A 17,205-nucleotide genomic window follows, 5' to 3' on the forward strand; every position below is an offset into this window, starting at 1 on the left:
CGCCCGTTCCCGGGCGCCGCCGTGGTCCCTCCCCAGGAGCAAGGATGTTCCGTCCGCCGTTGTCGTGGTTCGCCTGTCTGGCCCTCCTGGGTGCGCCCCAGGCCGGGGCCCAGGCCGTCTCCGAGCCTGCCGCGAAGCCCGCCGCTGCCTCCACCCCCGTCGCGAAGCTGGGCTCGGGCATCCAGGTCCGCACGCTGAAGAACGGGCTCACCGTCATCGTCTGGCCGGACCACGACATCCCCAACGTGGCGCTCGCCAACTGGTTCCGCGTGGGCAGCCGCAATGAACGCCCCGGCATCACCGGCCTGTCCCACTTCTTCGAGCACATGATGTTCAACGGCGCGAAGAAGTACGGCCCCGGTGAGTTCGACCGCGTCATGGAGGCCAACGGCGGCGCCAACAACGCCTTCACCTCCGAGGACGTCACCGTCTACCTGGACTGGTTCCCGGCCTCCGCGCTGCCCCTCATCCTCGACCTGGAACAGGACCGGCTCCAGTCGCTCTCCTTCGACCCCAAGGTCATCGAGTCCGAGCGCGGCGTCGTCTACTCCGAGCGCCGCTCGGGCGTGGACAATGACAACAACGGCGCGCTCCAGGAGCAGTTGCAGGCCACCGCCTTCGTCGCGCACCCGTACCAGATTCCCGTCATCGGCTGGCCGTCCGACATCGAGTCGTGGCGCATGGAGGACCTCCAGCGCTACTTCAAGACGTACTACGCCCCCAACAACGCCACGCTCGTCCTCGCGGGCGATTTGGATCCGGCCCGCGTCTTCGAGCAGGTGGAGGCCACGCTGGGCACCATCCCCTCGCAGCCCGCGCCGGAGCCCGTGCGCACCAAGGAGCCCGAACAGCAGGGCGAGCGCCGCATCGTCGTGAAGAAGCTGGCGCAGTCCCCGCTGCTCCAGGTCGCCTACCACGGCCTCGCCGCCAACGACCCGGACATCGAGACACTGGAGCTGCTGGGGCTCATCCTCACGCATGGCGACTCGTCGCGCCTGCACCGCAAGCTGGTGGACGAGGCGCGCGTGGCCATCCGCGTCCGGAGCACCACCGCCGGGGGATTCGATCCGTCGCTCGTCTGGTTCTCCGTGGACCTGACGCCGGGCGGTGACCTGGCCAAGACCGAGGCGCTGCTCACCGCGGAGCTGGCCCGCGTGGTGAAGGACGGCGTCACCGACGCGGAGCTGCGCAAGGCGCGCAACGTGGCCCTGTCCACCTTCTGGCGCAAGCTGGAGACCAACAGCGGCCGCGCCCGCGAGCTGGGCAACGCCGCCACCTTCCGGGGAGACTGGAAGGCCCTGTTCGACGCGCCCTCGCGCTACGAAAAGGTCACCCGCGACGGCGTGAAGGCGCTGGCCGCCCGCATCTTCAACCCCGACCACCGCACCGTGGGCTGGCTCGTCCCCACCACGGCTCCCGCCGCCCCGGCCAACAAGGAGGCCGCGCGATGAACGCTCTCTTCCGTCCCCGCCCGCTGCGCTCCGCCCTCGCCGCATTGCTGTTCACCTCCGCGTGCGCGACCACGCCCGCGCCGGCTCCCACCGCCGCGCCCACGCCGCCTCCCCAGGCGCCGGAAGCCCCGGCCACGCCCGCGCCCGCCGTCCCGCTGTCCACGAAGGGCGTGACGCTGCCGGAGACGACCTCCGTTACGCTGAAGAACGGCGTGCGGTTGCTGCTCGTGGAGAAGCACGAGCTGCCGCTGGTGTCCTTCAGCGCGTGGCTCAAGGGCGGCGCCGTCACCGACCCCGCCGGCAAGGAGGGCCTGGCCGCGCTCACCGCCGAGCTGCTCCAGAAGGGCGCGGGCTCCCGCAACGCCCAGCAGTTCGCCGACGCCGTGGACGGCGTGGGCGGCGAGCTGGAGGTCGTGCCCGCGCGTGAGGCGCTCGTCCTCAACGGCAGCTTCCAGTCCCGCGACACCGCGCTGATGGTGGAGCTGCTGTCGGACATGCTCGTGCGCCCGCGCTTCGACGCGCAGGAGCTGGAGAAAGCCCGCGCGCTGCGCGTGTCCGAAATCGCCTCTGCCAAGGACGGCGATCCGCGCGCGCTCATCGGCGTGTACTTCAATGCCTTCCACTTCCCCTCGCACCCGTACGGCGGATCCGCGGTGGGCAGTGAGGCGTCGCTGCCGGGCATCAGCCGGAGCGACGTGCTCGGCTGGGCGAAGGCGAACCTGGGCGGGGACCGGCTCATCCTCTCCGTCGTGGGCGACTTCGACGCGAAGCAGCTCGCCGCGAAGCTGGAGGCCGCGCTGGGCGGATGGACCCCGGCGGCGCAGCCGCTCGCCGCGGTGCCCGCCACCGCGCCCACGAAGGGCCGCCACGTGCTGCTGGTGGACAAGCCCGACGCCACCCAGACCTACTTCGCCATTGGCAACACCGGCATCCGCCGCACCGACCCGGACCGCGTCGTGGCGGAGCTGGGCAACACCGTGCTGGGCGGCCGCTTCACCTCGCTGCTCAACACCGAGCTGCGCGTGAAGACCGGCCTCACCTACGGTGCGCGCTCCTCGCTGGCCCCGGCCCTCCAGCCCGGCACCGTCGTCCTCACGTCCTATACCCAGACGGATTCCACGGGCCGTGCCATCGACCTGGCTCTGGACGTGCTCGCGCGCTACCGCCAGGACGGCATGGACGACGCCATGCTCGCCTCCGCCAAGGCCTACGTGCTGGGGCAGTTCCCGCCGACGCTGGAGACCGGCGAGCAGCTGGCCATGAAGCTGTCGGAGCTGGCCTTCTATGGCCTGGACGCACAGGACGTGAACGGGTTCGCGGACGCCGTGTCCTCGGCCACCCGTGACAGCGTGCACACCGTGCTCCAGCGCGTCCTGCCCGCGAAGGAGGACCTGACGTTCGTCCTCATTGGCAAGGCGGAGGCCCTGCGCGACGTGGCCCGCAAGTACGGTCCCGTCACGGAGATGAAGATCTCCGACAAGCGCTTCGCCCCGCCGGCGGCGCCGGGCCGGTAATTGCCAGACGAAGGTGGGCGCAAGCCTCGAATTGCGCCCACCGGAATTACCCCTCGAAAAGTAACTATCCAGAAAGTCAGACCCTTCGGGTATAGAGGGCGGCGTCTGGTCAGGGCCGGGACCAGGCAATCATTTGCGATTGCTTGTCACGAAGGCCCATCATGTCCTTGCGACGTCTGTCGTTGTTGCTCGTCCCCACCTGCGCGGCCTGGCTGGGCTGCGGGGATGCCGCGCCTCCCTCCGAGGAGGTGAACCCTCCCGAAATCGCCATGGACCCCCGCGAGGGGACGGCGGTCATCGCCAACGAGGACATGCTGCCGGGCTGTGGTGAGCCCGACGCGGGGACCGGCCCGGTGGACGCGGGCACGTCCGTGCTGGTGACGGCGGACACGCGGTTCCACTCCGCCGCCGGGGTGACGGTCGTTCCCCAGAACCTGGCCGGCCGTGACCTGGAGATCCTCGTTCCCAACGGCGTCTCCTTCGACCGGTACACCGGCACGCCGGTGGCGGGGGGCATGCGCTTCGACAACGTTCCGGACGGTGAGTACTTCCTGCGCTCGAGCCGGCACTACTTCCTGACGCGCGAGCGCCGCTTCGACCTGGGCGTCAACCGCATTGGCCGGCCGGACGCCGTCTACGTGCCCGTCACCGAGTCCCCCATGTCGGCGGAGCTCTTCAACCTTGCGCCCTGGCAGGACTACACGTCCCTCTCCGAGCCGGGCAGCTCCGTGCAGCTCATCAGCGCGGACGTGGACCTCTACAGCACGACGTACCTGTGGGCTCAGGCCGGTGACACGTCCGTCATCGACCCGAACGCCTACGCGTACTTCAGCACCGGCTACGGGGCGCCCGTCCTGGATGCGTCGAAGGGCGACCGCATCTACGTGAACCAGTTCAACTCCGTGCAGGCCGGCACGCTGCCGAGCGGCGGGACCCTGGCGTACCAGTCCGTGGTGAACAGCGCGCACCTGCCGTCGTTCTCGTTCACGCCGGACGGCACCACCTCGCTGCCGATCGAGGCCACGTTGTCGCCCGTGCCGCAGACGCCCTTCTCCATGGAATGGCGCCTGAACGAGTTCGCCCGTTGGCGCTCGGACGCGAACCCCAGCGGCACCCTCAACTATCCCTCGCTGTCGCTGGTGCCCGCGCCGTTCGGCTATCAGTCCGGCTGGGTGGGCTACCAGGGCGAGCTCTTCAACATGTGGCTGCCGCGCGGCGAGACGGGCGTCGTCGCGAGCCGGCTCGCCTACGGCAATCCCTATCCGTCCAACTGGGGCGTGATTGGTTCCGTCGGCTATTCGTTCCGGTCCGCGACGCCCGTCGCCGTGGGGAGCCGGCTCCACTATCCCAGCGGCAACATCTACGTCACCGACCGGCTGGACCACCTCATCGCCGGCCCCATCCAGCCGCCCGTCTCGCCGCCGCGGGATCTGCGCATCGACGGCGTGGATGCCTATGTGTCGCGCGTCGTGGGCTCCAACCAGCCGGTCATCGACTGGCGGGCCCCGGTCATGGGCACGCCCCGGCACTACACCGTGTCCGTCATCCAGCTGATCGACACCTACGCGGCCAACCCGACGTTCCGCTTCTACGTGCCCGGTGACCGGACCCAGGTCCGCCTGCCGCCGGGCCTGCTGCTGCCCGGGACGACCTACTACTTGCGCGTGGCGGCGGACAGCTCGCCGAACTACGAGCCCTCGCGCGCCCCGTACGTCACCGCGGAGCTGCTGCCCACCTTCAGCGCGGACACGTTCAGCGCCGTCTTCACCACGCCGTAGTCCCGGCGAGGAGGCCCGCTACCGCGCAGGCTGGCGGTGGCGGGTCATGCACTGCTGGTAGCGGGCGTCCACTGACTTCGCGAACCACGCGGTGGAGCGCTCCCCGCTCAGCTTCACGCTCTTGAGCGTCACCTGCGGAAGCTGGGCGTAGGCGGGCGCCTGTCCCGTCCGGTTCGCGTACACGCGCTTCACCGCCAGGTACGTGTCCGTCTTCTCGAAGTCCGCTGACTTCTCCTCCTCCACGTCCCGGCGCACCCGGCGCTCGCTCAGGTCCGGCGCGTAGCGCTCACGGAAGAGCAGCAGCGCCTTGAGGCTCTGGCTGTCCTCGCCGCGCGGCTCACCGTCCTTGTCGTACAGTTGGAGGTCGCCGTCGGTCGCCAGGGCGATGCCGGTGAGCCGGCTGACCTGGGCCTGGAGCGCCGCGTTGCGCGAGCTGTAGACGCCGCTGTTGTAGTCCGCGAAGCGGTAGAGCGGTGCGTCGTACGCGGCCTCGAAGCCCAGGAGCCGGGCGGTGCCGTAGCGCACGCCGCCCGCGCGCGTGTAGAGCGACTCGCGCACCGCCACCGGATCCGCGTCCGGGCCCGCCTTCTCCACCGCGTAGCGCACGCTGACCTGCATGGAGCCCGCGGTGGTGACGGGGTTCTGCCCCGCGAACGAGGACGGACCGAACAGCGAGCTGGCCAGGTCCGCGGCCGCGTACGCCGCCGGATACTCCTCCTCGTAGTACGCCAGCATGTCCCGGAAGAGCCGGTCCAGGTCCCGCTCCGTGCGCAGCGTGTCCAGCCGCGCCCCGAAGGTGCGCTTCGCCCCCTTCGGCTTCGCCGCCAGGACGTCCTCCAGCAGCCGCCGCCCCACGGGGTCCAGCCGTCCCGCGGTGCTGTCCAGCTTCTGACGCACCATCTTGGGCAGCCCCGGCACCGCGGGGTCCGCCTGGAAGCCGGACTCCTGTTCGATGACGGCCAGCACCTGACACACCTCTGGTGCCGCGGCGGGAATCGACTCCGCGTCCAGCGCCGCCAGCACGTCGCCCGCCCAGCCCTCGCGCTCCGCCCCCTTCACCTTCGCGGGCAGCAGCCGCGCCACCTGCGCCACCGACAACGTGGGCGGTGCTGGCACCTGTGTCACCACCGGCGCCCGGGACGCGCAGGCCGTGAGCGCCAGCAGCACCCCCACGCACAGCCCTCCTGGCCACCGGCGTCCGGCGTTCCGCGTCATGTCAGCCCCCTGATTCATCCTTCCACCCGTCTCATGAAACATTTTTTGAGACATCCCGGAGGCAGGTCCGTTCCCTCCCGAGAGCCGGTGAAGAGCCGCAATCCTGTTGAAATTTTACAGAACGGCAATTCAGGTTCTTTGGGCTTGATCGGAGGGGCTGGCGAAAGTGGCTAAACGTACTTTCTCCAAAAAGAAGTTGCTCTGATGATTTCAAGTGTGTCACGTATCATCCCGCTGTTTCTTCATGGAGGTATCGCGTTGGCTCATCGACTGTTGAAGACGATTGGCGCGGCCTGGCTGGGCGTGGCTCTGACGGCGTGCGGTACGCAGGGTTCCTCGGGGGAAGAGGTTCAGGCGCCTGAGCAGGAGAGGTCGGGCGAGGACATCCAGAGTTCGCTGAACGCGCTCGGCGGCGCCCAGGTGGTGGGCGTGCACGCGGACGGCATCCCGGACAGCATCCAGGGCGAGCTGGGCCGCGTGGCGCGGACGCTGAACACGCTGGACGCGAGCCGCCAGGCGATCGCGGGCGTGGCCCCGGCGTTCCGGCTGAACCCGGACGACATGGTGCTGCGCAAGTCGAGCACCGACGAGCAGGGCAACCAGCACCTGCGCTTCACGCAGACGAAGAACGGCCTGGAGGTCATCGGCGGTGAGCTGGTGGTGCACGTGCGCCCGGACGGCACCGTGTTCCGCGCCAACGGCTCCGCGCGCGACGGCCTGAACGTGTCGGCGCTGCCGCGCATCGCGGCCTCGTCCGCGCGTGACGCCGCGCTGAGCGCGACGGTGGGCACGGGCCTGGAGGCCCAGGGTGCTCCCCGCCTGGTGTACGTGCGCACCGAGGAAGGCGCGCTGCGCCTGGCGTACGAAGTGACGGTGACGGGTGAGAACGACCTGATGCCGCTGCGCGACCGCGTCTACGTGAGCGCCCAGGACGGCTCCATCGTGCTGCGCGCGCCGCAGATCCACTCCGCGCTCAACCGCAAGGTGTACAGCGCGAACAACGGCACCAGCACCCCGGGCACGCTCAAGCGCAGCGAGGGCGGCGCGGCCACCGGTGACTCGCATGTCGACACCAACTACGACATGCTGGGCTACACCTACGACTGCTACAAGACGCTGTTCAACCGCGACTCGCTGAACAACGCGGGCGCGACGCTCATCAGCACGGTGCACTACAGCACCAACTACGTGAACGCCTACTGGGACGGCACCCAGATGGTGTACGGCGATGGCGACGGCGTGAACTCCATCGAGCTGGGCAAGGACGCGGACGTCACCGTCCACGAGCTGACCCACGCCGTGACGGAGTACGAGTCCAACCTCACGTACTCCGGCCAGTCCGGCGGCCTCAACGAGGCGATGTCCGACACGTTCGGCGCCGTCTGCGAGAGCCGCGTGAACGGCTGGAGCACGGCCGCGGCCATCTGGATGGTGGGCGAGGACGTGTGGACGCCGGGCACGGCGAACGACGCCTTGCGCTACATGGACGACCCGGCGAAGGACGGCGTGTCCAAGGACTGGGCGCCCAACGTGACGTCCGGCACGGACGTGCACTACAGCTCCGGCGTGCCGAACCTGGCGTTCGCGCTGCTCTCCAAGGGTGGCGTGCACCCGCGCGGCCGCAGCAGCATCAACGTGCCGGCCATCGGCGTCGAGAAGGCCGCCCGCATCTGGTACAAGGCCAACACCGACCTCTTCACGGCGAGCACCACGTTCGTCCAGGCGAAGACCTGGACCGTCCAGGCCGCCGCGGACCTGGGCTACGACGCCGCCACGCAGGCTGCCGTGACGGCCGCCTGGGAAGCGGTGGGCGTGGGCGTGACGGTGCCGCCCCCGACCTCCACCCCGCTGACCAACGGCACCGCGGTGACGGTGGCGGACAGCACGGGCAACAACAAGTACTACTCGCTGGTGGTCCCCTCGGGCGCCACGGCCCTGTCGTTCACCATCTCCGGTGGCACGGGTGACGCGGACCTGTACGTGAAGTTCGGCGCGGTGCCGGACTCGTCCACCTACGACTGCCGTCCGTACCAGTCCGGCAACGCGGAGACGTGCACCATCACCAACATCCAGGCGGGCACGTACTACGTGATGCTGAACGCCTACTCCACGTACTCGGGCGTGTCGCTGAAGGGCTCCTACACCACCGGCGGTGGCGGTGGCGGCAACGTGCTGCAGAACAACGTCCCGGTGACGGGCATCTCCGGCGCCTCCGGCTCCTTCACCAACGAGTGGATCACCGTGGACGTGCCGGCGAACAAGCGGGTCACGTTCTCCACCTCGGGTGGCACGGGTGACTCGGACATGTACGTGCGCTTCGGCTCCTCGCCGACGACCTCCACGTACGACTGCCGTCCGTACACCTCCGGCAACAACGAGTCGTGCAGCATCACCAAGACGACCCAGGGCAAGTACTACGTGAAGCTGCGTGGCTACAGCGCCTACTCGGGCGTGACGCTCAAGGCGGTCTGGTAGTCGCATCCGCATCCATCCCGGCTCCCTTCGCGTGAAGGGAGCCCGGGACGAAGACAGGCACCCGGGGAGCCCTCGAGGCTTCCCGGGTGTCGTCGTTTCAGGCGTTGGAAGCAGCGAGCGGGCTAGCGCCGCACCTGCACGTCGCGCGCGACGGTGCGGCCGCCCATGAGGACGAACTGGGCGCGCACCGGGGTGCCCTCCTGGATTTCCTTGAGGGGCACGCGCTGGCCCTGGCGCAGGCCGCGGCTGCGCTGGTCGAGCTGGAGCTCGTAGACGGTGCCTTCACCGTCGCGCACGTGCAGGGTGTTCCTGCCCACGCGCGTCACCCGGCCGCTCACCGTGCTGGACGCGATGATGACCTGCTCCAGCGGCCGGTTGGCGGAGGTGTCCGTCACCGCCGCCTGCGCCGCCTTGGCCGCGCCCTCGTACCAGGACTCGTCCTCGCTGGCCTGCACGGCCTGGGCGCCAATCATCACGCGGCCCTCGGCGGGCGCTTGCGTCACGGGCGTGCCGTCCGGGTTGGCCTGGGCCTGCCGCCGGGCGTTCGCGTTCGCCTGCTGGGCGTTCGGGTTCGCCGGGGCGGCCTGCGGAGGCCGCTGCTGCGCATTCGCTTGTTGGGCGTTCGGGTTCGCCTGGGTGTTCCGACGGACCGGAGCCTGCGCCGTGGTGCCCTGCGCGGGCTCGTTGACGCGGGGGCCTGGCAGCGGCCGGGCACCGGGCGGAGGCGGCGCCGTGTCTGGAGGCACCTGCGCGTTCGCCGTGGGCAGCGCGTCGCCGCTGGGGGCGCGGTTGCCGTCCACCGTGTCTTGCGCCAGCGCGGGCGTGGCCGGCACCATCAGTCCGCCGCTCGCGGAGTCTCGGGACTGCATCGTCGCCGGTGCCGTTGGCACCGCGTCCGCGGTGTCAGCCTCCTGACAGCCGGAAGCGAGCGAGCACAGCCCCACCATCCCCAACCACATCCAACGTCCACCCATCCGCCAACCCTCCCGCAGGCGAACCTGCGGACGACCCCCTGCCGTTGCAAGCGTCCAACGTGCGGCGGGGTGTTGGCTTCTGGATGGCGGAGGCCTAAGCGGGGAACGTGGCGGCCACGTCGCGCACGTGCTCGCGCACCAGCGCCCTGGCGGCGAGCAGCTCTGTCGCATCCGAGGGCGTGTAGCCCAGGCACAGCACCACGTCGTCCTCGGGGGCGGCGCGCGTGCCCAGCGCCGCGTAGTCGAGCGAGCGCGGGGTGGGTTCGCCTTCCGTGTCGTGGGTGAAGCGGCCGAACACGGTGGCCTGCCCGTCGCGGCCGGGCGCCGTCTCCTTGAGGGCGAAGAGGCGGCGCACGGCGGCGAGCGATTCGGGGCGCTCGCGCAGGAGCTCCGGGGACGCGGGACCTCCCAGCTCCCACTCGAGGAGCTTCAGGCAGCCGCGCACGAACTCCACGTCGGTGATGACGAGCCCGTAGAGGTACCAGTCCGCGCACGCGGCCTGGACCAGCCGGGCCTGGGCGTCGGTGAGCCAGCCGAAGGACGGACAGGTGAACGTCTCGCAGATGGTGGCACGGTAGACGCCGCAGTCGCGCAGGTCCGTGCCTCCCGTCACCAGTGGGTGGCCCAGGCAACCCACGCGCTGGTGCTCCGCGTCCAGGAAGCCCAGGAGGGGACACACCCGCACGATGGGGAAGAGCGCGGGGGCGTCCCGGTTCGCGGTGAGCTCGCGCGCGGCCTCGGCGTAGGCCTCGGGCGTGTGGGGCGTGCGGGAGAGCCGCTCCGTCTGCGTGGTGAGCCTGCGGGTCAGCGCCGCGCGCGAGTGGTCCCGGAAGTTGTAGAGGCCGCAGCAGGCGCCGCATGAAGCGCCCTTCCCGGGCTGGCACAGGTGGAAGGAGACGGACATGTCAGAACCAGTCCGGACGCATGCGCGCGTAGGAGTCCTCGCCCGTGCGGCACAGGTGGGCGAGCAGCGGCACGCGCGGCACCTCCACCGCGAACCAGTACTGCGCGGCGGCGAGCTTGCCCTCGTAGAAGGCGGTGTCCTCCGGTGAGGGCGCGCGGGCGAGGCCCTCCTTCGCGGCGGCGGCCTGCGCGAGCCAGCGCCATGCCACGGCCACCACGCTGAAGAGCTCCAGGAAGTCCGTGCTGTGGCGGAGCATCACGTCCACTTCGCCCGCCATGCCTCGCGCTCCCAATTCCAGCGTGAGGGACGCGGCCTGCTGGAGCGCGTCCTCCAAGGCATCGCTCCATGCGGACTCCACGCCCGCGGCGCGGGCGCGGGCGGTGGTGGCGCGCATCTCCTCGTCGAGCGCCTGGAGCGCGGCACCGCCCTCCGCCACCGCCTTGCGGCCGAGCAGGTCCAGGCCCTGGATGCCGGTGGTGCCCTCGTGGATGCTGTTGAGCTTCTGGTCGCGCAGCCACGCTTCCGGGAGGTACTCGCTGGAGTAGCCGTAGCCGCCGTGGATCTGGAGCGCGAGCGCGTTGGACTCGAAGCCCTTCTCCGCGGGGAACGTCTTGGCGATGGGCGTGAGCAGGTCCAGGAGCAGCTGCGCGCGCTTGCGCGTGGCTTCATCCGGGGCGTGGTGGGCCAGGTCCGCCTGCGTGGAGGTGGTGAGCAGGAGCGCGAGGCCGCCCTCGACGATGGCCTTCTGGCGCAGCAGCATGCGCCGCACGTCCGCGTGCTCGATGATGGGGGACTGGGCGCGCGTGGTGTCGCGGATGCCGGCGGGGCGGCCCTGGGGGCGCTCTCGCGCGTAGGCGAGCGACTCCTGGTAGGCGACGGCGGCGGTGGAGACGCCGTTGAGGCCCACCATGATGCGCGCCTCGTTCATCATCTGGAACATGCACGCGAGCCCGCGTCCGGGCTGGCCCACGAGCCAGCCGTGACAGTCATTGGCTTCGCCGAAGTTGAGGACGAGGCTGGGCAGGCCGCGCCAGCCAATCTTGTGGATGACGCCGGCCACCTGGACGTCGTTGGGGACGAAGGTGTCCCCCTGGGGCCGCTTCGCGGGCACGGCGAAGAGGGACACGCCGCGCGTGCCGCCCTCCGCGCCCTCCATGCGGGCGAGGGTGAGGTGCACGACGTTGTCGGTGAAGTCCTGGTCGCCGCCGCTGATGAAGATTTTCGAGCCCTGGAGCCGGTAGGAGCCGTCCGGCGCGGGGGTGGCGCGCGTCTTCACGTCCGCGAGGCTGCTGCCGGCCTGGGGCTCGGTGAGGGCCATGGTGCCGGTCCACTCGCCGCGGTACAGCCGGGCCATGAAGGTGTCGCGCAGGAAGGGCGTGCCGAAGACCTCCAGCAGGTGCGCGGCGCCAATCGTGAGGCCCAGGTAGCCATAGGCGCTGAGGTTGGCGGCCATGAGGTAGGCGCTGGCCACGGCGTGCACGGTGAGCGGGAGCTGCTGGCCGCCGACGTCGGGAGGGCGGGTGGCGGTGAGCAGGCCCAGGTCGACCATGCCGGCATAGAGCGAGCGCATGGCCGGGTGGACGCGCACGCGGCCGTCTTCGAAGACGGGCGGGGCGGCGTCCATGGGCCGGTAGGTGGGGGCGAGCACCTCGCGGGCGAAGCGGCGGGTGCTGTCCAGGAGGAGCGCGAAGGTGTCGCGCGAGTGCTCCTGGAAGGCGGGCAGCGCGCAGAGGGCGGCGGTGTCCAGCGCTTCGTAGAGCTGGAAGTCCACGTCGCGGTCCGACAGCAGGGGGTTGGGGCGGGGCACGCTCATGCCCTGGTTCCCTACCAGGACGCGATGGGGTCGTCGAAGTCGTCGTGCGGTGGGCGCTCACCTCCGGACGCGGGAGGCGCCGCGTCCGGGCGCGGGGCGGGCGGGGGCAGCGAGGGCTTGGGCTTCCAGGGAGGGGTTGGGGGGCTGGGGCGTTGGATGCCGGTGGTGTCTGGCATTGGCGCACCTCCATGTGGGGTGTCGCGGCTCTCTGGCAAAGGTGCGTCCCATGTCTGTCCATTGCCAGGCGGGGGGCCCCGGGGTCGCAGACACGGGTGGGGACGGACAGGGAGACAAGGTCCCGCAGGGCGTGTCGGCTCAGGCCTGCGGGAGGGGCGGGCGCGACGCATCGTTGGAGGTGGAGGTGGTTCAGATGCTCATCGTCGGCGCGCTGGTGGTCGGAATCCTGGTGATGATGCTGGTGATAGGTGGGGTCATCGTGGGGGGAGCGCTCGCGCACAAGAACGCGCGCGAGGACGACGCGCGGTGGGCAAGGGAGGACGCGGAGCGCGCGGCGTCACGTCGCGAACCCGTGCACGCGTGAAAGCGTGAGGTGCTTTCCTCGCGTGGATGCGAGGATGCCGCACCGTGCGATTCGCGCTGTTGTCATTGCTGGGGTTGCTGGTGGGATGCGCCGCCTCGGCGCCTGCTCCCACCCCGTTCGCGGATGCGAGGACCGGTCGCGGCCCCTGGGCGGAAGTGCCCGCGGTCGAGATGCCCGCGGGGGACAACTCCATCCCCATCGGCCTGATACGGGATGTGGCGGACGCCTTCCTCAAGCGTCCAGGTGCTCGAACGTGCGACCCCGCGACGCTGCGGCCCATCCAGGGGTTGTCCACGGAGTACTGCGCGACCGTCTATGTCGCAGGCGGGCGAGAGGCCTTGTCCTGGCGCGTGTCCGAGCCGGTTCGTGGAAGCCACAGTCGCTGCTCCGCGCCTCAGCAGGTCCAGGATGCGGATAACCCGGCCTCGCAGGTCTGGGTGGTCGGGTTCATCCACAATCATCCGTGTGGCAGCCCTCCCTCGTCGGTGGACCTCATGGCCTGGCCGACGGATGCGATTGATCCACTGACGGCCATGGCGGTGGTGCGCCTCGTCCCTGGCAATCCCGCGCCCGCCCTCTTCAAGAACCTGGCAATCGAGATGGCTTCCGCCCTGGTCGCGGAGCGCATGGACGGCTCCCGGGTCTACCTGCGCTATTTTCCCACGGGCGAGGTCGAACAATGGAGTGAACGGCGGCGAAGGTGGATCCTCCTGGGCACCTGCGCGCCGACACAGAGCCACCTGGGGGCGGTGCCCCGGTGCACGAATGGGTCGTTGCGGCTGCTGCGTGAATAGGGAGCATCGATGAGGGGCAGGGTTGTGGCGGCAGGATGCATCGCGGTGCTCGCGGGATGCGCCGCGAAGCCGAAGGCGTGGGCGACGCCCATCGAGTGGCCCGACGAGACGTCCGCCACGCTCGTGGGACAGCCCATGGAGGCCGGGGCCGCGGTGGCCGCCGCTGGCGCGATACGGGAGTTCATCCGCACGAACCCCGACCCCACGTTGTTCCAGGGCTGTTCCAGCCCGGAGCAGGGCCTGACGGTCGCCGTCTTCACCGGATCCACCCAGGGCCTCTACTTCGTCGCGGTACACCAGGACTTCAGACGGTGTGGAGGGCCACGCATCCGGGTTCTTGATGCCTGGGATGCCTATGCGGTCACTCCCCAGGGAGAGGTGCTCGCGAAGGCCCCTCCTCCGGCGGGAGACGCTTCCTTCGCGGTTCCTCCGCCTGAGCCGGATGCTCAGCCGCCTCCGCTGGAGGCCCCACCGCCCGCGCCGGAGCCTCAGGTTCCTGCTCCTACCGGGGACGCGGAGCGTAGTAGCGGCGCAGCCAGCGGCTGAGGCCGTCCAGGCCGGGGAAGAGGACCCGCTCGGTGATGTTCGCCTGGTCGAGCTTGTCCCGGATCTCCCACTTGAGCTTCGCCGGCACCACCAGCCGGCGCACGCCCTGGTGCTGGTGCCCCAGGAACTCGTTCAGGCTCAGCCCCGGCCCGTTCATCACCGAGAACAGCGCGAACTGGTTCACGATGCGCGCATCCAGCGACGGCGGCTCGAAGAACAACACGAACGGGTGCTCCCCCAGCCCGTCGAACGTCGTCAGGTCTCCCGCCACCGTGGCCAGCATCTCCGCGGTGAACACGTCCGCGCCCTCCAGCCGCAACTGCTCACGCAGCGGCCGGGGCAACTGCTGGTTCGTCTGGTGATAGTCCACGCACCAGACCGCGCCGTCCTGCTCCAGCAGGTCCATGCGCTCCGTCATGAAGTGCAGCGCCACGTAGGGACTGAACGTCCAATCCAACAGCCGCGTCGGCATCCCGTGATGCTGCGCCAGCGCCAGCCAGTCCCAGATGGACGTCAGCCGCTCCGTGCCTGGCACGCCTCGCGCGTACTTGCGGAAGGCCCGCAGCAGGTCCCGCTCCAACCGCACGAACGCCCCCTGGCGGTTCAGCGTCGCCGTCAAATCCAGCGTCGCGTCCGGAACGCCCCGGAACACGAAGCTCGTGCGGAACCGGCCCAGCGGCTCGTTCCATGAGCCCGCGAACAGCAGGTCCTGCAACTCCAACCAGGATGTGACGTGCCGCTCCTGCATCCGCTGTCCCCTCGCCGCCTGACAAGGTGGGCCCGGTCCTTCTGGAGCGCAGGGGCCGGGCGTCCAGGACGCCCGGTCGGTTCAATCACAGAGCCTGAAACAAAGGCGCCTACGGCTGCCCGAAGTTCGCGGGCTGCGTGAAGGCAAACGAACTGGCGCCTGGCGCCTTGTCCTGTTGGAACAGGGGGCACTTGGCGCAGGTGAAGCTCTCCCAGTCCTGACGGACCGCCACGTCGATGCAGCCGCCGTAGAAGCGGCAGTGGACGTTGCGGTGCTCCTCGATGGAGAAGGTATCGGCCCGCAGCGGGAGGTGGAACTTGGTGGGACGCGGCTGTGGACAAGGCATTGGGTTCTCTCTAGCCCCCCTCGTGGGTGCTGATTCCCTCTACTGACTGGTGCGTCGCGTCATTCCCGGCGGTCCATCACCCGGACACTGAACGCTTGCACCCCGTCTCATCGCTGCCAGCAGAAGACCGTGTGGGTGTGACACATTCAAAAGGCACAACAGCCTAATGACGTCGGGCGTCCCTGGCCCGTCCCCCCAGGATGTCTGCCTTCACGCGGAGCAACCGGCCGGGCGGGCCGTCGGAATCTTCACGCCCGGAGCGCTTTCCCGCGAGAATGCGGCGCGTGAGCTCCCCCGCCCGACCCCCCCGCGATTCCTCCCGCTGGCTGAGCGCCCTGGCCCTGTTGTCGCTCGTGCTGCTCAGCGGCTGTTCCGCCTTCTCCCGCGCGGTGCGCGAGGGCGACGGCGCCGTGAAGGAGCGCCACTGGGCGGAAGCGGAAGCCGCCTACCTGCGCGCCCTGGCCGCGGACCCGGAGGCCTCCGAAATCACCGTGAAGCTGCGCGCGGTGCGCAGGGAGTGGGGCGAGGAGGTGTACCAGGAGGCCGGCGCCGCCCATTCCTCCGGGGACCTGCCGTCCGCCACCAAGCTGCTGGTGCGCGTGCTGGAGCTGAACCCCGACCATGAAGGGGCTCGCGCGCTGCTCGCCCAGACGCTGGAGGCGCGCGTCCAGGTGGCCCTGGGGCTGCTCAAGGAGGAGAAGCTCCAGGACGCCCGCGCGGAGCTGGACGCGGTGCTGGCCGTGTCGCCGGACCACGTGAATGCCCGCAAGGGCGTGGACGCCGTGCAGGTGGCGTGGGCGAAGCGCTTCTTCGCCAGCGCGGAGACGCTGGAGAAGTCCGGCAAGCTGGGCAACGCGCTCGTGGCCTACGTGCGCGCGGACCAGGAGCGCGTGGGCGCCACCGCCGCCCGCGAGCGCGCGGAGTCCGTGCGGCAGCGGCTGCGCGACGAGGTGGCCTTCCTGGTGGTGGCCTCGCCCGTGGAGGACAACGCCCAGGCCCCCGACGTGGCCCAGCGGCTGAGCGCGGGCCGGCTGGCGTCGGCGCTGCCCACGAAGCTGCCCCTGAAGGTCGTGACGGAGGCGCCCCCGGGCCGCGTGGGCGTGAAGCTGGACCTGGCCCTGGAGCGCGTGCTGCCGCTCAAGGCGGTGGAGGATTCCCAGAAGAGCCAGCGCTACCTCGCGGGCAATCGCTCCGTGCCCAACCCCAAGCGCGGCGACTACGAGAAGAAGCTGCTGGAGGCGGAGCGCACCCTGGAGGGCGTGGAGCGCAAGCAGGCCGCCGTGCTGCGTGAGTACCTCAAGGCCCAGGTGGAGCTGGGCACGCTGCGCGACGCCGCCGAGCGCTGCCGCGAGCGGGAGAAGCGCGAGTGCCGCGCGGCCATCCAGGAGTGCGGCGAGGAGGCCCGCGACGCGAAGAGCCCGGGCAAGGTGCCCAGCGAGTGCGACCCGGAGCGGTGCTCCGGCCAGTGCACCCAGGATGAGGGCCTGATGTCGATGAAGGCCAAGGCGGCGCGCGTGCTGGAGGTGGCGGTGCAGGTGGCCCTGGACAAGGCGGAGACCCAGCGCTCCGAGGTGCAGCGCAACCGCGACTCCGTCTTCCGCGAGCCCATCACCGTGGAGGAGCCCATGTACTCGGACTTCGTCTACGACGTGCAGCTGCACCGGCTCACCGTGACGGCCACCGTGACGTCGGTGATGCGCGACCTCCTGACGCCCCAGCAGGTGCCCGCGCCCAACACGCAGGACTACGCGGTGCTGCACGAGGACCTGGCGCACAAGGGCTATGACCGCTACGGCGTGCTCGCGGACCCGGTGCAGCTGCGCAACGAGCTGGAGCTGCGCGTGGACGCGGGCGACAAGGCCGTGGCGGACGTGGCGAAGCACGTGAAGGAGCGCTTCGACCTGTACCGCGGCAAGCGCGTGGAGGACGCCCGCCGCGGCATGGTGCGCCCCGGCGCGGAGGACGTGGTGGAGACCGCCGTGCGCGCGCTGCTGCTCACCGCGGACGCGCCGCCGCAGGACATCCTCCAGCCCGTGGCCCGCGCGCGCGGCCTCACCCGGCCCGAGGCCCTGCTCGGCGTCGGGCAGTAGCCCATCGCCCGCGCCT

Annotated in this window: 15 protein-coding genes; 8 read left to right on the plus strand and 7 right to left on the minus strand. The window is 70.4% G+C overall.

Annotated features, from left to right (window positions below; translation table 11 throughout):
• The first annotated feature begins 44 nt into the window (after positions 1-44).
• The 3 genes from ACX114_RS03480 to ACX114_RS03490 all read left to right on the plus strand — a co-directional run bounded on the left by ACX114_RS03480 (position 45) and on the right by ACX114_RS03490 (position 4,743).
• On the plus strand, positions 45-1,451 hold the full coding sequence (locus ACX114_RS03480; RefSeq protein ID WP_459294680.1) for a M16 family metallopeptidase: 1,407 nt from the start codon (positions 45-47) through the stop codon (positions 1,449-1,451).
• The gene (locus ACX114_RS03485; RefSeq protein WP_459294682.1) at positions 1,448-2,965 is read left to right on the plus strand and encodes a M16 family metallopeptidase; all 1,518 of its coding nucleotides are present in this window, start codon (positions 1,448-1,450) and stop codon (positions 2,963-2,965) included. The genes ACX114_RS03480 and ACX114_RS03485 overlap by 4 nt, the downstream gene beginning before the upstream one ends.
• A gap of 161 nt (positions 2,966-3,126) precedes the next feature.
• Positions 3,127-4,743: a fibronectin type III domain-containing protein gene (locus ACX114_RS03490; RefSeq protein WP_459294684.1), complete on the plus strand. Its 1,617-nt coding sequence runs from the start codon at positions 3,127-3,129 to the stop codon at positions 4,741-4,743.
• Between the two features lie 18 nt (positions 4,744-4,761).
• On the opposite strand, the gene ACX114_RS03495 is transcribed toward ACX114_RS03490, so the two are convergent.
• The gene (locus tag ACX114_RS03495; protein ID WP_459294686.1) at positions 4,762-5,958 is read right to left on the minus strand and encodes a DUF1615 domain-containing protein; all 1,197 of its coding nucleotides are present in this window, start codon (positions 5,956-5,958) and stop codon (positions 4,762-4,764) included.
• A 258-nt stretch (positions 5,959-6,216) separates the two neighbouring features.
• On the opposite strand from ACX114_RS03495, the gene ACX114_RS03500 reads away from it, so the two are divergent.
• Positions 6,217-8,433, plus strand: coding sequence for a M4 family metallopeptidase (locus ACX114_RS03500; protein ID WP_459294688.1), 2,217 nt, complete (start codon positions 6,217-6,219; stop codon positions 8,431-8,433).
• 122 nt (positions 8,434-8,555) lie between these two features.
• Here ACX114_RS03500 and ACX114_RS03505 read toward each other — a convergent pair whose 3' ends face one another.
• The 4 genes from ACX114_RS03505 to ACX114_RS03520 all read right to left on the minus strand — a co-directional run bounded on the left by ACX114_RS03505 (position 8,556) and on the right by ACX114_RS03520 (position 12,300).
• On the minus strand, positions 8,556-9,407 hold the full coding sequence (locus tag ACX114_RS03505; RefSeq protein WP_459294690.1) for a hypothetical protein: 852 nt from the start codon (positions 9,405-9,407) through the stop codon (positions 8,556-8,558).
• A gap of 94 nt (positions 9,408-9,501) precedes the next feature.
• Complete coding sequence (locus ACX114_RS03510) at positions 9,502-10,311, minus strand: hypothetical protein (RefSeq protein ID WP_459294692.1); 810 nt, start codon at positions 10,309-10,311, stop codon at positions 9,502-9,504.
• A gap of 1 nt (position 10,312) precedes the next feature.
• On the minus strand, positions 10,313-12,124 hold the full coding sequence (locus ACX114_RS03515) for an acyl-CoA dehydrogenase (protein WP_459294694.1): 1,812 nt from the start codon (positions 12,122-12,124) through the stop codon (positions 10,313-10,315).
• A gap of 11 nt (positions 12,125-12,135) precedes the next feature.
• Positions 12,136-12,300: a hypothetical protein gene (locus ACX114_RS03520; protein WP_459294696.1), complete on the minus strand. Its 165-nt coding sequence runs from the start codon at positions 12,298-12,300 to the stop codon at positions 12,136-12,138.
• Between the two features lie 194 nt (positions 12,301-12,494).
• On the opposite strand from ACX114_RS03520, the gene ACX114_RS03525 reads away from it, so the two are divergent.
• From ACX114_RS03525 to ACX114_RS03535, 3 genes are read left to right on the plus strand one after another with little or no spacing between them, the layout of a single operon-like run.
• Positions 12,495-12,665 (plus strand): hypothetical protein, encoded by a 171-nt coding sequence (locus ACX114_RS03525; RefSeq protein WP_459294698.1) that lies wholly within the window; start codon positions 12,495-12,497, stop codon positions 12,663-12,665.
• A gap of 44 nt (positions 12,666-12,709) precedes the next feature.
• On the plus strand, positions 12,710-13,459 hold the full coding sequence (locus ACX114_RS03530; protein WP_459294700.1) for a hypothetical protein: 750 nt from the start codon (positions 12,710-12,712) through the stop codon (positions 13,457-13,459).
• Between the two features lie 45 nt (positions 13,460-13,504).
• Positions 13,505-14,005 (plus strand): hypothetical protein, encoded by a 501-nt coding sequence (locus ACX114_RS03535; RefSeq protein WP_459294702.1) that lies wholly within the window; start codon positions 13,505-13,507, stop codon positions 14,003-14,005.
• Here ACX114_RS03535 and ACX114_RS03540 read toward each other — a convergent pair.
• Both ACX114_RS03540 and ACX114_RS03545 read right to left on the minus strand, forming a co-directional pair.
• Entirely contained in the window at positions 13,962-14,753 is a 792-nt protein-coding gene (locus tag ACX114_RS03540; RefSeq protein WP_459294704.1) for an FRG domain-containing protein, read from the minus strand. The two genes, ACX114_RS03535 and ACX114_RS03540, sit on opposite strands and share 44 nt — an antisense overlap.
• Positions 14,754-14,862: 109 nt before the next feature.
• Positions 14,863-15,099, minus strand: a complete 237-nt coding sequence (locus tag ACX114_RS03545) for a hypothetical protein (RefSeq protein ID WP_014393541.1) — start codon at positions 15,097-15,099, stop codon at positions 14,863-14,865.
• Positions 15,100-15,374: 275 nt separating this feature from the next.
• On the opposite strand from ACX114_RS03545, the gene traC reads away from it, so the two are divergent.
• A complete protein-coding gene (gene traC / locus ACX114_RS03550; RefSeq protein WP_459294706.1) occupies positions 15,375-17,189 on the plus strand; it encodes an outer membrane exchange accessory lipoprotein TraC in 1,815 nt (604 codons plus the stop codon).
• Positions 17,190-17,205: the final 16 nt, after the last annotated feature.

It is taken from the genome of Corallococcus sp. M7, assembly GCF_054512695.1.

What these genes read in the sequence shown, in the direction of transcription:
- ACX114_RS03480 (WP_459294680.1), top strand. Translation starts at nt 45, where the DNA reads ATGTTCCGTCCGCCGTTGTCGTGGTTCGCCTGTCTGGCCCTCCTGGGT.
- ACX114_RS03485 (WP_459294682.1), top strand. Translation starts at nt 1,448, where the DNA reads ATGAACGCTCTCTTCCGTCCCCGCCCGCTGCGCTCCGCCCTCGCCGCA.
- ACX114_RS03490 (WP_459294684.1), top strand. Translation starts at nt 3,127, where the DNA reads ATGTCCTTGCGACGTCTGTCGTTGTTGCTCGTCCCCACCTGCGCGGCC.
- ACX114_RS03495 (WP_459294686.1), bottom strand. Translation starts at nt 5,958, where the DNA reads ATGACGCGGAACGCCGGACGCCGGTGGCCAGGAGGGCTGTGCGTGGGG.
- ACX114_RS03505 (WP_459294690.1), bottom strand. Translation starts at nt 9,407, where the DNA reads ATGGGTGGACGTTGGATGTGGTTGGGGATGGTGGGGCTGTGCTCGCTC.
- ACX114_RS03510 (WP_459294692.1), bottom strand. Translation starts at nt 10,311, where the DNA reads ATGTCCGTCTCCTTCCACCTGTGCCAGCCCGGGAAGGGCGCTTCATGC.
- ACX114_RS03515 (WP_459294694.1), bottom strand. Translation starts at nt 12,124, where the DNA reads ATGAGCGTGCCCCGCCCCAACCCCCTGCTGTCGGACCGCGACGTGGAC.
- ACX114_RS03520 (WP_459294696.1), bottom strand. Translation starts at nt 12,300, where the DNA reads ATGCCAGACACCACCGGCATCCAACGCCCCAGCCCCCCAACCCCTCCC.
- ACX114_RS03525 (WP_459294698.1), top strand. Translation starts at nt 12,495, where the DNA reads ATGCTCATCGTCGGCGCGCTGGTGGTCGGAATCCTGGTGATGATGCTG.
- ACX114_RS03540 (WP_459294704.1), bottom strand. Translation starts at nt 14,753, where the DNA reads ATGCAGGAGCGGCACGTCACATCCTGGTTGGAGTTGCAGGACCTGCTG.
- ACX114_RS03545 (WP_014393541.1), bottom strand. Translation starts at nt 15,099, where the DNA reads ATGCCTTGTCCACAGCCGCGTCCCACCAAGTTCCACCTCCCGCTGCGG.
- traC (WP_459294706.1), top strand. Translation starts at nt 15,375, where the DNA reads ATGCGGCGCGTGAGCTCCCCCGCCCGACCCCCCCGCGATTCCTCCCGC.